This is a genomic window from Microbulbifer aggregans (assembly GCF_020524005.1).
GTDB lineage: Bacteria > Pseudomonadota > Gammaproteobacteria > Pseudomonadales > Cellvibrionaceae > Microbulbifer > Microbulbifer aggregans_A.
In genome coordinates, this window is sequence record NZ_JAIVKK010000007.1 from 204526 (window position 1) to 218789 (window position 14264).

At 55.9% G+C, this 14264-nt stretch carries 12 protein-coding genes and 1 riboswitch; of the genes, 5 read left to right on the forward strand and 7 right to left on the reverse strand.

Annotated elements, in window-relative coordinates; translation table 11 throughout:
• Positions 1-3: 3 nt before the first annotated feature.
• Positions 4-1491 (forward strand): M20 family peptidase, encoded by a 1488-nt coding sequence (locus tag LC093_RS14275; RefSeq protein ID WP_226666048.1) that lies wholly within the window; start codon positions 4-6, stop codon positions 1489-1491.
• A gap of 94 nt (positions 1492-1585) precedes the next feature.
• Here the strand turns inward: LC093_RS14275 and LC093_RS14280 are convergent, their stop codons facing one another.
• Genes LC093_RS14280 through LC093_RS14295 form a run of 4 tightly spaced genes read right to left on the reverse strand, consistent with a single transcriptional unit; the run spans position 1586 to position 4605 of the window.
• Entirely contained in the window at positions 1586-2251 is a 666-nt protein-coding gene (locus tag LC093_RS14280) for a DUF4175 domain-containing protein (protein WP_226666052.1), read from the reverse strand.
• On the reverse strand, positions 2248-3192 hold the full coding sequence (locus LC093_RS14285) for an aldo/keto reductase (protein ID WP_226666054.1): 945 nt from the start codon (positions 3190-3192) through the stop codon (positions 2248-2250). Before LC093_RS14285 ends, LC093_RS14280 begins: the two co-directional genes overlap by 4 nt.
• A gap of 17 nt (positions 3193-3209) precedes the next feature.
• Entirely contained in the window at positions 3210-3614 is a 405-nt protein-coding gene (locus LC093_RS14290; protein WP_226666057.1) for a hypothetical protein, read from the reverse strand.
• Positions 3607-4605, reverse strand: coding sequence for an LLM class flavin-dependent oxidoreductase (locus LC093_RS14295; RefSeq protein ID WP_226666059.1), 999 nt, complete (start codon positions 4603-4605; stop codon positions 3607-3609). Before LC093_RS14295 ends, LC093_RS14290 begins: the two co-directional genes overlap by 8 nt.
• Positions 4606-4750: 145 nt before the next feature.
• Positions 4751-4852: riboswitch (TPP riboswitch) on the forward strand.
• 57 nt (positions 4853-4909) lie between these two features.
• Between LC093_RS14295 and LC093_RS14300 the strand changes: the two genes are divergently transcribed.
• From LC093_RS14300 to LC093_RS14315, 4 genes are read left to right on the forward strand one after another with little or no spacing between them, the layout of a single operon-like run.
• Positions 4910-7054 (forward strand): TonB-dependent receptor, encoded by a 2145-nt coding sequence (locus tag LC093_RS14300; RefSeq protein WP_226666062.1) that lies wholly within the window; start codon positions 4910-4912, stop codon positions 7052-7054.
• Positions 7055-7083: 29 nt separating this feature from the next.
• Positions 7084-7356: a YkoF family thiamine/hydroxymethylpyrimidine-binding protein gene (locus tag LC093_RS14305; protein ID WP_226666064.1), complete on the forward strand. Its 273-nt coding sequence runs from the start codon at positions 7084-7086 to the stop codon at positions 7354-7356.
• Positions 7349-8008, forward strand: coding sequence for a nicotinamide riboside transporter PnuC (gene pnuC / locus LC093_RS14310; RefSeq protein WP_226666065.1), 660 nt, complete (start codon positions 7349-7351; stop codon positions 8006-8008). The genes LC093_RS14305 and pnuC overlap by 8 nt, the downstream gene beginning before the upstream one ends.
• Positions 7989-8867 (forward strand): choline kinase family protein, encoded by an 879-nt coding sequence (locus LC093_RS14315; RefSeq protein WP_226666079.1) that lies wholly within the window; start codon positions 7989-7991, stop codon positions 8865-8867. Before pnuC ends, LC093_RS14315 begins: the two co-directional genes overlap by 20 nt.
• A gap of 51 nt (positions 8868-8918) precedes the next feature.
• Here LC093_RS14315 and LC093_RS14320 read toward each other — a convergent pair whose 3' ends face one another.
• The 3 genes from LC093_RS14320 to LC093_RS14330 form a co-directional block, all read right to left on the reverse strand.
• Entirely contained in the window at positions 8919-11540 is a 2622-nt protein-coding gene (locus LC093_RS14320) for an ExeM/NucH family extracellular endonuclease (RefSeq protein ID WP_226666090.1), read from the reverse strand.
• A 198-nt stretch (positions 11541-11738) separates the two neighbouring features.
• Complete coding sequence (locus LC093_RS14325; protein ID WP_226666093.1) at positions 11739-12860, reverse strand: acyltransferase family protein; 1122 nt, start codon at positions 12858-12860, stop codon at positions 11739-11741.
• A gap of 224 nt (positions 12861-13084) precedes the next feature.
• Entirely contained in the window at positions 13085-14260 is a 1176-nt protein-coding gene (locus tag LC093_RS14330) for an iron-containing alcohol dehydrogenase (protein WP_226666096.1), read from the reverse strand.
• Positions 14261-14264 lie beyond the last annotated feature (4 nt).

The window sequence follows — 14264 nt, forward strand, 5'->3', positions numbered from 1 at the left end:
CCCATGAAAAAAGTGGCCATCAGCCTGGGCACAGTATTTCTGTTACTTGCGGCGATTACTCTGATCCGCACTGTCCTCTATACCGCGCCCGAATTACCCGCAGTACCTTCCCAGACGCACAGAATGGATTCAGCAGCGGTCGACCCGCAGCGAATTGCCCAGCACCTGTCTGAGGCCATTCAACTGCGTACTGTCTCTTCACAAATCACAGAGCCCGCCACCCAGGCGCAGTTCGTCGCATTTCTGGACTGGCTCGCGGAAACCTATCCCGAAGTCCACGCTTCGCTCACGCCGCAGCGCCTCGGCAAGGCTCCCCTGCCCCCCTATACCCTGTTGTTTACCTGGCCGGGTAAAAACGCAAATCTGCAGCCGGTTCTGATCTCCGGCCATTACGATGTGGTGCCGGTGATTCCCGGCACCGAATCGCAATGGACGCACCCCCCGTACAGCGGAGCGATCGATGACACCCACATCTGGGGTCGCGGCGCACTGGACGACAAGAGCGCGGTCATTGCGCTGATGGAAGCCGCCACCGTGCTACTCGGAGAAGGCTTTCAGCCAGAGCGCACCGTATACCTGAGCATTACCAGCGACGAGGAAGTTGGCGGCGAGCACGGCACCGCCGCGGTGGTAGAGAAGCTGGAAAAGGATGGCGTACAACTGGCGTGGACGCTGGATGAAGGCTCTTTCCTGCTGCGCGGCTTCATCCCCGGCGTGGAACCGGCCGTTGCCAGTATCAATGTGGCGGAAAAAGGCTATATGACGGTAGACCTCGTGGCACACGGTCGCGGCGGTCACTCTTCCATGCCCCCCAAAGAAACCGCGGTGGATACGCTCGCCCATGCACTGGTAAAACTGGATGAATCGCCAATACCCGGCGGACTCGAAGGCACAAGTGGCCAGATGTTCGATGCGATTGCACCACATATGCCATTCAGCAAAAAGTTACTGTTTGCCAACCGCTGGCTGTTTGGCGGGCTGATCGATTCTGCCCTGAAATCGCAGCCAAGCACGGCAGCGATGCTACACACCACCGTCGCCCCCACCATGCTGTCCGGCAGCGTGAAAGAGAATGTGCTGCCCATTGATGCGGTGGCGACTGTTAACCTTCGCGTGCACCCACGGGATAGCATCGAGCAGCTAGAGGCTTACCTGAAGCGGGTGATCGATGATGAACGCGTCGATGTAATTACCCGGCAAGCTCAGGCTGCCTCTCGGGTTTCCAGCGCCGATGCGGAAGGCTTCCACGCTATTGCCCACAGTGCTACGAGCACCTACGGGCCTGTAGTAATCGCACCGGGACTTACCGTTGGCGGCACCGACAGCCGTCGCTATGCGCAGGTTGCGGACAACAGCTACCGTTTCAATCCAATGCTCGTCACACGAGAAGACGTGCATGGTTTCCATGGCACCGATGAACGTATCAGCATCGACAATATGGCAAAGGCAACTGTATTTTATAAAGACCTGATTGCGCGCACCGGCAATTAAAACAACGGGAAGCCCTATCCGCGGTTGGGTAACAGCCGCGGATAACCTTCTTTTCGACCCGCGTATCGCCGTTACTTCGGTGAAAGAATCTCCCTCAATCTCTCCACGCCACCCCCAACAACCCTGCCGCTATCACCGAATAAATCGCCAGACTCGAGCCGATACCCAGCACACTCTGGGTCAGAGCCGAGAGCAATAACCAGATCAGCGGAATCGCAGCCGCTATCCATCGGTAAGCGCGCCTCACTGCAATCAACACCACTCCCAGGGTAACCATCGCAGTCGGGTCTGCATGGAGACCGAACACTTCGGCCTGAAACCGGGAATATCCCTGCAGCAGCGCGGTTGCCGGCAGGCCGATAAAGCCAAAAACGGCAATCACTATGCCCGAAAGATTTGAGGCTTTATGCCAGATTGGCGAGGTACTGTTCACGGCAGGCGCAGCGCCGAAAAGAGCGAGCACACTAAGCGCTACGCCCTCGGCGATAAACACCCAACCGATATATTCACCAGCCCAGTTCAAGGTTGCATAGCGCTGCAGAAAGAAAATCACCCCCACTACCACCCACCAGGGTGCCAGTAGCAGCAGCGCAATACGGGCTCGCCCACGTAGCGCCAGCCAGATTGAAGCGCCCGCAAAAATCAGCCCGACAAACTGCAGCGGCCAAAAACTCTCCCCCACCCGTTCCAGCAGGCGAAAGTACACCTCCCTGGTAAACGGAACGAAATCCAGCAGCCGGTAGGTATCCCACTCATTCATAGCGACTCGACGAACCCGACCATGCGCTGACGCGCTCTGCCATCGGGCATGGGACCGCTGCCCGCCTGCATGTTTTCGTTCATATGGGCAACCTGAGTGGTGGCGGGAATGGCACAATTCAGCGCCGGGTGGCTGACGATAAACTTCAGTAGGAAGTCAGCCCAGGTACGGCAAGCGAACTCCTGTGCCGCCCACTCCGGTACTACCTCCCTGCGTTTCAGCCCCTTGATCAGGCTGCCACCATCGTAGGGGCGATTGGCAATCACCGCGATGCCGCGCTCCCGGGCCAGTGGCAGTAGCCGGGACTCCACGTCGCGGTGGGTGATGTTGTAGGTGAGCTGAACAAAATCGAGGGACTCACTTGCCATTACCTGCTCGAATTCCGCGTGGCGGCGCCCATGAGAAGTGGTGATACCGATATAGCGGATCAGCTCTTCGTTCCGCATTTCCCGCAGTAGCGGGAGGTGCTCCCGCCAGTCTTGCAGGTTGTGCACCTGCACCAGATCAAACTTTTTTATTCCCCATTGTTCGGCGAGACTGGCGAATTGCTCGCGGGCATTGCCACCGGCAGGACTCCAGACTTTCTCCGCAGAAAACAGGGACTTGGGCGCCCCCAGCTCCCTGAGGGCGTAGCCGATGGTTTCCGGAGCAGAACCATACATGGGAGAGGAATCGATCAGCCCACCGCCGCGACTGAAAAATGCTTTGACCACACGGGTGCGGGCGTCCAGTAACTTGGGATCGTCGCCCACATTGAAGGTTCGCCAGGTACCCATACCAATCATGGGCAGGGATTCGCCACTGGAAGGAATCGGCTTACTCTGCAGCTCCCTGGTCTGCGCCCGGGCAACCGATGGCAACATACCGGGAAACGCCCAGGCACTCACCGCGCCGGTGCCGATCAGCCTCAGAAATGCTCTGCGTGCGATGCAATCGTCCATGATTGAGCTCCTGTTGTTCAGGCGTTATCGCTACCCCGGAATATAGAAGGCTTAAAAAGAGCAGTAAGCAGGACAAGGATAAAACAACCGAGAACAAACACCTTGTTCACAAACCAGTTGGTACGCCAGATATCCCACTCCGGCGAAGTAAAAAACCACACAAATTTGGTGAGAATAATGGCGATCTCAACAACCGCCATGACAATAGCCAGGGTACGTACGTAGCCGGGCTGTACCAGTAACGCCCAACCCAGCCAGACATGGGCAACCGGCCAGAAGTCCCAGTATATGTGCGAGGCCCAGGGTTCACCGCTTGCCACTGCAAAGGCTAGCGGGAACAGGTATTTGATAAACAGCGTCCACGCCGCAAGGATAAACAGAAAGTACGCCAGAAACTGGATCCAGGGCGGACGCTCAGCCATCGATACGCTCCCGAAGAACGTCCGCCGCCAGCTCAAACGAATACAGACGTGCGTCGTGATCGTACATTGCACCGGTCACGATCAGTTCATCCACCTGCGTACGCGCGAGAAACTGATCGATCCACTGCGCAACGCTTTCCTTGGAGCCCACAGCCGATTCCGCCAGCGCCTGCGTAACCTGCATACGCTCGCCCCGCGAAGCCACAGATTCCATGTCATCCACCGGCGGTTTGAGTGGACCGGGGTTGCCGCGATGCAAGGCGATGAATTGCTGCTCAATAGTGGTCATCAGTCGCCGCCCTTCCTCATCAGAATCCGCGGCAAACACATTGATGGCCGCGGCGGCATAGGGCTTGTCGAGGTACTCGGAGGGACGAAAACCGGTGCGATACAGGTGTAGCGCCCGGTCCAACATGGCCGGTGCAAAATGGGAGGCGAAGGCGAAGGGCAGGCCCATGGCCGCCGCGAGCTGCGCGCTGTACAGGCTCGAGCCCAGCAGCCAGATCGGCACCCCGAGTCCGGCGCCGGGAATGGCCAGCACCCGCTGCCCGGGCTTGACCGGCCCAAAGTAATGCTGCAGTTCCCGCACATCTTCCGGGAAATGGTCTGCGGCGTGCATCGGGTCGCGGCGCAGGGCTGTCATGGTGCCGCCGTCTGTACCCGGCGCCCGCCCCAGCCCCAAATCCACGCGATCCGGGTACAGGGTCGCCAGGGTACCGAACTGCTCGGCAATCACCAGTGGCGCGTGGTTCGGCAGCATGACACCGCCTGCGGCCACACGTATCTTACTGGTGCCAGCAGCGATATAACCGAGGGCCACTGCCGTGGCTGCACTGGCAACGCTGGCAATATTGTGGTGCTCCGCCATCCAGAAACGTTTATAGCCGAGGTTTTCAGCGTGGCGGGCCAGGTCGAGCGAGTTCATCAGCGCCTGCCGCGCATCGCCGCCTTCGGTTATCGGGGACAGATCGAGTAGTGAAAATGCGCGCACAGAAACTCCTTGGTGCCAGCGGTTGATCTTCGATACCGGCAATCCTACCGAACATGTATAGGGAAACCCACAGAGCAAGCCAAAACACGCCGCAGCACCACACCGCACGGTTCCTGCCACACCAGAGATCTGCTACCATCGCGCCCGCAAACCTAAGGGGTGGCGTAAGCCTGAGATGCTGTCGATTCGGCAAACCCTTGAACCTGATCCGGTTAATACCGGCGTAGGAATAGGTAACTAGTCAAACCTCCTCTTCGCGTCGCGCACCGGGTCTCTTTCATCACTTGTTTCCTGAGAGAGAGCCATGAACCCACTGTTCAGAATCAAACCCATTGCCTGCTTTGTCGGACTTGCCGGGTGCCTGTCAGGCAGTCTTACTACCGCCGCAGCGGAGCGCGATACCGCAATCCTGGAAGAAGTCACCGTCACCAGCCAGTTACGCGACGCCACCCAATTGGACACCCCCACCAGTGTCAGCGTTTTCGATGGCCAGGCCATCGAGGCCCGCGGCGCGCACAACCTGGAACAGCTGCTCAACCTCGCTCCCAATGTGAACTTTGCCAGCGGCGCCTCGCGCGGCCGCTTCGTGCAGATTCGGGGTATTGGCGAGCGCAGCCAGTTTATTGACCCGGTCAACCCGTCGGTCGGCCTGATTGTCGACGGAATCGACTTTACCGGCCTGGGACTCGCCGCCAGCACGCTGGACATGGACCAGGTGGAAATCCTGCGCGGCCCCCAGGGCACCGTGTATGGTGCCAATGCTCTGGCCGGCCTGATCACCATGACCAGCAATGCCCCCACTAGCGAGCCCACAGCGAAAGTCTCTGCGGAAGTGGCCGAGTACGGTTCCCACACTCTGAGCGGGGTGGCCAGCGGTGCCCTTTCTGATCGCCTGAGCTATCGCCTGGCCGCACAAAACCAGCAGTCTGATGGCTATGTGGAAAACAGTTTCCTCGGCCGCGACGACACCAATGGCCTGGACGAAACCATAGTGCGCGGCAAACTTCGTTTCCAGGCCCGGGATGACCTGCAACTGGATTTGACCCTGCTGCACCTGGATGCCGACAACGGCTACGATGCTTTCTCACTGTATAACAGCCGCGAGACCCAGTCGGATCAACCGGGACGGGATATGCAGGACACCCTGGCAGGCGCCGTCAGCGCATTGTGGACCGGCAGTGACCAATTCACCCTAAAAACCGTCCTGAGCGCGGCCGATTCCGATACTGAATACAGCTACGATGAAGACTGGACCTATGTGGGCTTCCACCCTGATGAGTACAGCTCCACCGACCGCTACCTGCGAGAAAAAGACAACCTGAGCGCTGATATCCGCTTGTTGTCCACAGAGCAATCCAGCCTGTTTGACGGCACCACCAGCTGGGTAGCCGGCATTTACCTGCGCACGGAAGAGGAAGCGCTGGCACGTAACGGCAGCTTCAACAGCCAGTTCGATACCGAAAACGCCGCACTCTACGGTCAGCTGAGAACCGTATTCAGCGACCGTCTGGCACTGGTTACCGGCCTGCGCTTCGAACAGCGCGCCGCCGATTACGCCGACTCCCTCGCCGTTATCAGCAAGACAGATGAAGACTTGTGGGGCGGTGATATCACCCTCGAGTTCTCCGCCAGTGATGACACACTGGTTTACGGCACGGTTTCCCGCGGCTACAAGGCCGGCGGGGTAAACGGACGCGTCATTTCCGCATCAGTATCTAACCCGCAGATCAGCAGCGATGCATTCCAGTTCGATACCGAATACATGCTCAACTACGAGCTGGGAATCAAGGGCGCCTGGCTGGACAGCCGCCTGCAGGCACAACTGGCCGCCTTTTTCCAAGATCGCCGGGATGTACAGGCCAAGCAGTCCATTTTCAATCCGGAAGACTTCTCTTTTGACGACTTCCTCACCAATGCCGCCGGCGGCAGCACCCGCGGTATCGAAGTCGAACTGAACTACCTCGCCAGCGATGCCCTGCGTCTGTTTGCCAGCGCCGGCTGGCTGGACGCAGAATTCAGGAACTTTGTCAGCACCTCCCATGTGGACGCACGGGATGACAACACCGGAGAAGTACAGCCGCTCGACCTCGACGGTCGCGATCTGGCCCACGCCCCGTCCTACCAGTTTTTTACCGGCGCCGAATATGCGCTCAGTGCAAACCTGGCTGTGCGTGTGGAAATGGAAGGTAAAGACGCCTTCTACTTTTCCAACAGCCACAACGAAAAATCCACCGCCTATGAGCTGCTCAATGCCCGCCTGACCTACACCGGGGACAACTGGGATCTCTCACTGTGGGGCAGAAACCTGACCGATGAGATTGTCTATACCCGCGGTTTCTACTTCAGCAACCAGTTCGGCAACAACCCGGCCAACGGTTATGCACCCGAGGCGTACTACCAGCTCGGTGAGCCGAGAATCGCCGGCGTGTCTGCGAGCTATACCTTTTAATAGCAAGGCCAATATCGGGAGAAACACCAATGCAGCTTTCAGTGGAGATCAGCCTGTATCCGTTAAAAGACGAGTACATTCCAGCCATCAAGGGTTTTATCGATCGCCTGAATCAGCATCCGCAATTGCAGGTATTGACCAACACTATGAGTACCCAGGTATTCGGTGACTACGACCTGGTGATGGACACACTGAAAGCCGAAATGCGCGTGTCCTACGAACAATTTGGTCGCGCCATTTTTGTGTGCAAGTTTATCGATGGGAACCTGAGTCCGGCGGCAACGGGCAACAGCGATGTTTAGCCCCGAAGTGCGCGAGTCCATCATTGCAGCCTATGCGGCCATGTCCCTGTGGGAACTGGCCGCGGTGGTGCTCGCGCTCGCGTACCTGTTGTTGGCCATGCGGGAAAATATCAACTGCTGGTACGCAGCCTTCGCCAGCACCGCAATTTACCTTTTCCTCTTTTGGGATGTGAGCCTGCTGATGGAGTCCGCCCTGCAGATTTTCTACCTGCTCATTGCCGTTTACGGCTGGTGGCAGTGGAGGCACAAGAAAGATGATAAGGAAGATTTGCATATACATCGCTGGTCGGCCAATACACACCTCACTGTATTCACGGTCATCGGCCTGCTGACTCTGGTCGCCGGTTATCTACTGGATAACTACACCAATGCAGCGCTCCCCTATCTCGATTCGTTCACCACCTGGGGCGCGGTGGTCACCACCTACATGGTAACGCGCAAAGTGTTGGAGAATTGGCTTTACTGGATTGTGGTGGACGGCGCGGCGATCTATCTGTATATCGACCGAGAACTCTACCTCACGGCCCTATTGTTCGCAGTATATGTGGTGCTGGTGATCATCGGTTATTTCCAGTGGCTTACTCTCTTCCGGCAACAGCAAGCCGATGGGAACTTAGTAGCGGCAAGCGCCCATGACGCTCAGTGCAACTGATATCATTCCTGAAGATTGGTCACGCTGGAGCAATAGCAAACCCGTACCGATCAGCCCACTCAACAGCGGACTGACCAACCGTAGCTTCCTGCTGGCCAGTGATCCTGGCCGCGTTGTGCTGCGCTGGAATTCGCCAATCAGTGCAGAGCTCGACCTGAACCGCAGCGCCGAAGAACAGGCTCTGCGGCTGGCCGATAGCGATGGCCTGTGCGCGCCACTGGTGTACTGCGATCCCGAATACCGCTATCTGGTTACCCGTTATATTCCGGGTGAACCCTGGAATCAAAATGACTCCACAGCCCTGACAAAATTCGCCCGGCTGTTACGCGCTATCCACCAGTTACCCAGGATTGAAGCGACCCTGGATATCGAAAAAAAGATCGCGCACTACTGGGAATCGATAAGCCCGCGATCCGAATTCCAAACCATACTGCAATCGCTCCGACACGCCGTACAGCCGCATATTGAAAAAGCCAATACCCTGAATCCGGGCAATACCCTGTGCCACAACGACCTGCTAACGGAAAACCTTATTTGTGGCGATGATGGCAGGCTCTATGCCATCGATTGGGAGTACGCGGCTACCGGAGATCCTTTCTACGATCTCGCCGTCATCTCCGACGGTCACGCTCTGACACAGGACCAACAGCGCCAGCTACTCAGCGAGTATTTACAACGCCCGGCTTCGCAAAGCGATTGTGCACGGCTGGCTCACTGGCAATTGATCTACAGCTACCTGACCCTGCTATGGTACGCGGTACAGCACTCCAGTGGTGCACTGCGCACCCCGCAAATTGAACAGGAAATCCGTTCTCGATCCCGCACCCTCACCGCGCAACTGGCTGGTGCTGGCACCTGACCAAATCACCAGCCACATCTGCCCGGGTTTCACCCATAAAAGTACAGGTGCTTACCTTCCCCACCGCCCGGAATTACGGCGAATTGACACTATTTGCGTACTTTCCGCCTGCTGTCCGGAAGAGTCCGAAACCTGCAGCGTGACGGTATAGCGCCCCGCTTTCCGATAGCGGTGCAAGGGATGGCGCTGGCTGCTGGTTGCACCATCGCCGAAATCCCAATGCCAGGCCACGACTTCGCCGTCGCTATCCATACTGGTATCCCAAAACTGGATGCGCCGGTGCCGCCCGTGGCTGGTAAAGCTCGCCTGCGGTGCCTGGTTGCCGGCGGCCAAATCGAGCTCTACGATCACCGGATCGTGATCGGATGCGCGGAACGCATCTGCGGCATACAGGCTTTCCAGCTGTGCAGGCGTTTTGAATTCAACGTTGTAATCCAGTACTCGGGGCTCGTCGGCGTTGATATGCCAGGCGGTCACGCCAGTCACCAGCGGCAGCAGCGCCTCGTTTGCCAGCGCGTAATCCAGATATCCAGACTCGCCGCTATAAACGTAGGAATATGCCGAATCGCCTTCGACCTGCGCGAGCAAGTCGGTATAGCCTGCGGTATTCAAAGTGGTGATCGGGTTTTCCCGTGCATAGCTATTGAGATCACCGAGCATCAATACTCGACCGTTCCCGACCGATCCCCCCAGCCAACTGGTCAACGCGTCTGCCGCCTGTGTACGCGCGAGGTTCCAGCAGCTTTGTCCATCGTTCTGGTCGTCATTCAGACCGCCGTCATTCGGACAACTGCCCTTGGATTTAAAGTGATTAACGACCACCGCCAGCGTTTCCCCGGTGGCCTGTTCACGAAATACCTGTAGCAGCGGCTGGCGATTCAGATGGCTGGCCGAGTCAAACGGGTAGGTATCCAGTGTGGAAGCAGCACCCTCAAGGGAAACTTTGTCGATGCGATAAAGCAGCCCAACGGCAATTTCATCACCACCCAGTTGCTCAAGACCGGGATCCACAAATGCGTAAAGGTTTTCGCCTGCGGCGGCATTGAGGCCCGCAACCAGGTCGGCAATGGCACTACCCGGGGCGTAGCCGTCGTTCTCCAGTTCCATCAGGCCGATAATATCCGCTCCACTTTGTAGAAGTGCGGTAATGATTTTTTTGCGCTGCCGCAGGAACTCGGCCTCGCTGGTGGCACCGCGAGCCGTCGGAAATCCACCGCCCGCACCGTCCCCATTAAAGTAATTCAGCACATTGAAGCTCGCGACCCTGAGACTGCCATTGCCGGGAAGCAACGGAGTTCTCAAGCGTGCGTTTTCATGCTCGAATTGCGGTGTTTCCACCGGGTGGAGGCGGTAAGCGCCGAAATTGTAACTGATGACGCCGCGCAGGTTTTCTACCGTAGAACCCACTCGCAGGCTGTTGCCAGCATTGAGCTCCGGCGCGGGATAGGGAATTATTTCGGGATTTTGTACGGAAGAACCATCGTCCAGAATTAATCGGTTCAGCGTGTTTGCCGCCTGCTGAGCCAATGCGGCAGCACCGGGTTCACTGTTGTGTGTCGGTATATAGCGGCGGCCACTGGAAAGAACCACTTCACCATAGCGCCCCAGGTTGTGGGTGTCATTGACGGTGAGTTTGTCACTCAACGTTACCAGCATGCCTTCTACTTTTTCCGCTGCACTGATGTTATCGAACGGAAGACTCAGCTCCACAGCCGTGACACTGTGGCCACCAGCACACACGGCAACCTGATCGACCGAAGCCAGCTCGGTCAGTTCATAATACTCCTTTACCACACCACCAACCCGCACCTGGTCACCGGGTTGCACACCTACACCGAAGCCGTTGTCGTATACAAATAGCCCCTCTGAAGTCGAATCATGGCCGTCCTGGTCCGAATCTTCCTCCTGTAGGAAAAAACCACCCAGTGCGTCATCAACGTTCTGGAAAACGCCGACCACAACCGCTTCCACCTGATGATACTCGCCCACCAGAGGGCTCGCGCCAGTGGTACCCTGGATGTGACTGATCAGGGTTGCGGGATCACCACAGGCTCCAGCTACGGAGCCTGAATCTTCTCCGGTACCATCGTCATCATCTCCACCATGACTACCGTTGTGTGTACCAAGACTGGAATAATCGTCCAGGCCCAGGCTAGCCCATTCCTGCGCTGGGTCGAATACGGTCTCGGCATCGGTACGCCCACTGACAATATCGCCAATGCGTATCAGCGTTTGGTTCTGAGTACCAAGGCCGCTATCGCCCCATTGGCTGCCAGGATCAACGCCCACCTGTCCAATCGCGTCTTCAACGCCGCCCGGCCCAATAAGTAAAACTGCATCGTCACCGTTAAACAGGCCCCCAGCGTAAAGTTGATCGGCAGCGGTAAGGATCGAATCCACTGCGCTCGAGTGGGCAAGTACATACACCGCCCCGGGCTCCAGGGTTCCACCGAGTGGGATATCGGCTCCAGAAACGGCAGCGCCGTTAAAAAATACCTGAATGGAATATTCACTCAGGTCGACAGCATGTTCTGAAGCGTTATAAATTTCCAGAGCTTTGTTATTACTGCTGCCTTCAATATATTCAGAAAAAATCAGCTGAGCACTTGCGCCCGCACTGAAAAATAGAGATGTAAGTGCAGCGGGAACCGCCACCCATTTGGTGAATTGCATTCACTTTTACCCTTGTATGAAAAATATCGCGAGAAGAATGATCAGATCGCAGAATGATGCATACACTGGGAAAAGTTATGGTGACAGGCTGGTGAAGAGTTCAAGGCAACAACATGACAACACAGACACAACGAGAACATACGTACCAATTTAAAAATCTGCACCACAACTGAAAGAATCAAAGAATTTATGAAGCTTCTATGAAGCGCTGATAGTTGCCTCCGGTTCGCCAGCTCGACCTGTAACTTTTAGTTTTCCATTGAACAACAACGAAGCCATGTTGACCTTCTTCACCACCAGATAGTGAAATAAAACACCTACCACACAGGTTGCAAGAGCTGAAAGCATCATCCTGGCATTCATGGACATTCCAGCCTCTTGCAGCATCAGCAAAAACCAGGCAACCAGAGTAAAGTGAACGATGTATACCGTATAGGCCGACTGGGCCATTATGCGGACGATCCAAAAATCTTTATCGAGAAACCGCGCGGATACAGAAAACAGGAATAAGGAAATCGCGATTGCCACCGCGTATTTATAAAACAGGAGAATTCCATGCTGGACATGGGATTCTTTACTGATCACATCCAGGCTCAGGCCAACACTTTCCAGATAAATAAGCCCAAAGACTATAGCCAAAGCAATGACACCCCACATCGGATATCCAGTATTGAATCGGACGTAGACATCCCGCCACAGGTACATAAATACCCCGAGTATAAAATAGGGAAAATACGTACTCGCTGACCAAATCGAATACCCATATAAATGGCTATACGGAATACTCCAGACAAAACCGGAAACCACAAACTTTTTAAATAAAATACAACCCAGAACAACAGCGGAAAACAGTGTAATTCTCGCTATTGTTAATGACATATACCGCGACAACCAGTGTACCGAGTTCCGTACACACCGAACAACAAAGGCAAGTGGCAAGGTAAACATCAGTAAAACGATCAAAAACCAGGCGTGCTGCTGCCAGAATACCTCAAACTTGCTCTCTGCCCCTTCATTGGCATAGTAGGCCAGCATCCAGTCATTTGTGATCGGAACCAAAAAAGCTATACAGAACAGTGCCGGGGTCAGCAACATGATAGTTCGGCTTTTAAGAAACGAAAAACTGCCTTTCCGCTCCAGTAGCGACACCGAAAAATAGCCGGAAATGATAAAAAAGCAGGCCATCCTGAACGCCCCGGAAGCATCCCGAACGAAATCGTAATCGCCAGCTCCGGCATCCGCGTGAGCGGAGCGATAGAAGACCCCAAGAAAGAGCATAAATGCCCGTAAAAAATCCAAGTGGTATAAACGACGATCCATATCCCCCACCAGCGTATGTTATTGAGAAAGACCGCTACCTATTGCCCCTGGCAGCCTTTTTCCTGTTTTCCCCTCTTATATAAGATTTAATCACGCCGGCCAACAGGAAACCCGGGCTGGAACGGTTAAAGGGAAAATTTCACGCCGTTTAATTCAACCCCAGTAGAGGATATAGCCCACTAGAGCCAATCTAAAGACCCCAAGGGGTATGAGGAAATCGATATCTACTCAGACAGGGCACCTGAACAGGCCCTAATAAACAATGCCTGGTAATCCTGCGCAGTAAGAGGGACCGGATTGCTTGCGGCCGTAGGATCAGCCGCCGCCAGCTGCCCCACAAGTTCAGCCATTTCAATATCAATACCGATTTCGGCCAGGCTGTGCGGTATGCCCAATTCAGTACGTAGTTCAAGCACCCATTCGAGTACACCGCCGAACCCCTCGAGAGGCAGGTCGAGATAGCGCCCGAGCCGGTGCATTTTTTCCTGAATCGCTTTTTCATTCGCTTTCAGTACATAGGGCATCAGAATCGCATTCAGTAGCCCGTGATGCGCATCAAACAGCGCGCCAAGTGGATGTGCCAGCGCATGTATGGCACCCAGACCCCGCTGGAATGCGGTAGCCCCCATACTGGAGGCCACCAGCATCTGCATACGCGCATCGAGATCACTGCCATCCGCGAACGCTTTCGGCAAGTTCACACTGATCAGTCGCATTGCCTCCAGCGCGATGCCTTCAGCCATGGGATGGAAATTGGGCGCGCACCAGGCTTCCAGGTTGTGGGAAAGCGCGTCCATTCCAGTGGCCGCAGTAATGTGCGGTGGTAATCCCACGGTCAGTTCCGGGTCCAGTAATACAAGCTCTGGCAGCATGCGCGGGTGGAAAATAATTTTTTTCAGCTTTGCCTGTTCGTCGGTAATGACCGAGGAACGCCCTACTTCTGATCCGGTACCCGCCGTGGTCGGCACAGCAATAACCGGAACCATTCCCGCAACATTTACCCGCAGGTAATTTTCTCCCACATCTTCGAAATCCCAGATCGGATGCGTTTGTCCTACCATCAGGGCGATAGCCTTGCCAGCATCCAGAGCCGAGCCACCACCGAAGGCGATAACACCATCGCAGCCGTGCGCCCGAAATGTGGTTACGCCGTCGTGCACATTCTTGCCAGTCGGGTTGCCTTTGATTTCGCTGAAGACCGTCGTCGGTATACCCGCAGTCAGGCAGTTTTCCACAACTCGCTGCATCACTGGCAGTGCCGCCAGGCCGGGATCGGTGACCAGTAACGGCGTTGCCATTCCCATCTCCCTGCACAAGTTGGGCAACTCCGCTACTCGTCCGGCGCCGACGTGCATCGCAGTGGGGTAGTTCCAGTTGCAGGTAAAGCGCTTGTCACTCATGTGT

Coding starts and splice junctions, on each gene's coding strand:
- LC093_RS14275 (WP_226666048.1), top strand. CDS start 4: ATGAAAAAAGTGGCCATCAGCCTGGGCACAGTATTTCTGTTACTTGCG.
- LC093_RS14305 (WP_226666064.1), top strand. CDS start 7,084: ATGCAGCTTTCAGTGGAGATCAGCCTGTATCCGTTAAAAGACGAGTAC.
- LC093_RS14290 (WP_226666057.1), bottom strand. CDS start 3,614: ATGGCTGAGCGTCCGCCCTGGATCCAGTTTCTGGCGTACTTTCTGTTT.
- pnuC (WP_226666065.1), top strand. CDS start 7,349: ATGTTTAGCCCCGAAGTGCGCGAGTCCATCATTGCAGCCTATGCGGCC.
- LC093_RS14280 (WP_226666052.1), bottom strand. CDS start 2,251: ATGAATGAGTGGGATACCTACCGGCTGCTGGATTTCGTTCCGTTTACC.
- LC093_RS14320 (WP_226666090.1), bottom strand. CDS start 11,540: ATGCAATTCACCAAATGGGTGGCGGTTCCCGCTGCACTTACATCTCTA.
- LC093_RS14300 (WP_226666062.1), top strand. CDS start 4,910: ATGAACCCACTGTTCAGAATCAAACCCATTGCCTGCTTTGTCGGACTT.
- LC093_RS14315 (WP_226666079.1), top strand. CDS start 7,989: ATGACGCTCAGTGCAACTGATATCATTCCTGAAGATTGGTCACGCTGG.
- LC093_RS14330 (WP_226666096.1), bottom strand. CDS start 14,260: ATGAGTGACAAGCGCTTTACCTGCAACTGGAACTACCCCACTGCGATG.
- LC093_RS14325 (WP_226666093.1), bottom strand. CDS start 12,860: ATGGATCGTCGTTTATACCACTTGGATTTTTTACGGGCATTTATGCTC.
- LC093_RS14285 (WP_226666054.1), bottom strand. CDS start 3,192: ATGGACGATTGCATCGCACGCAGAGCATTTCTGAGGCTGATCGGCACC.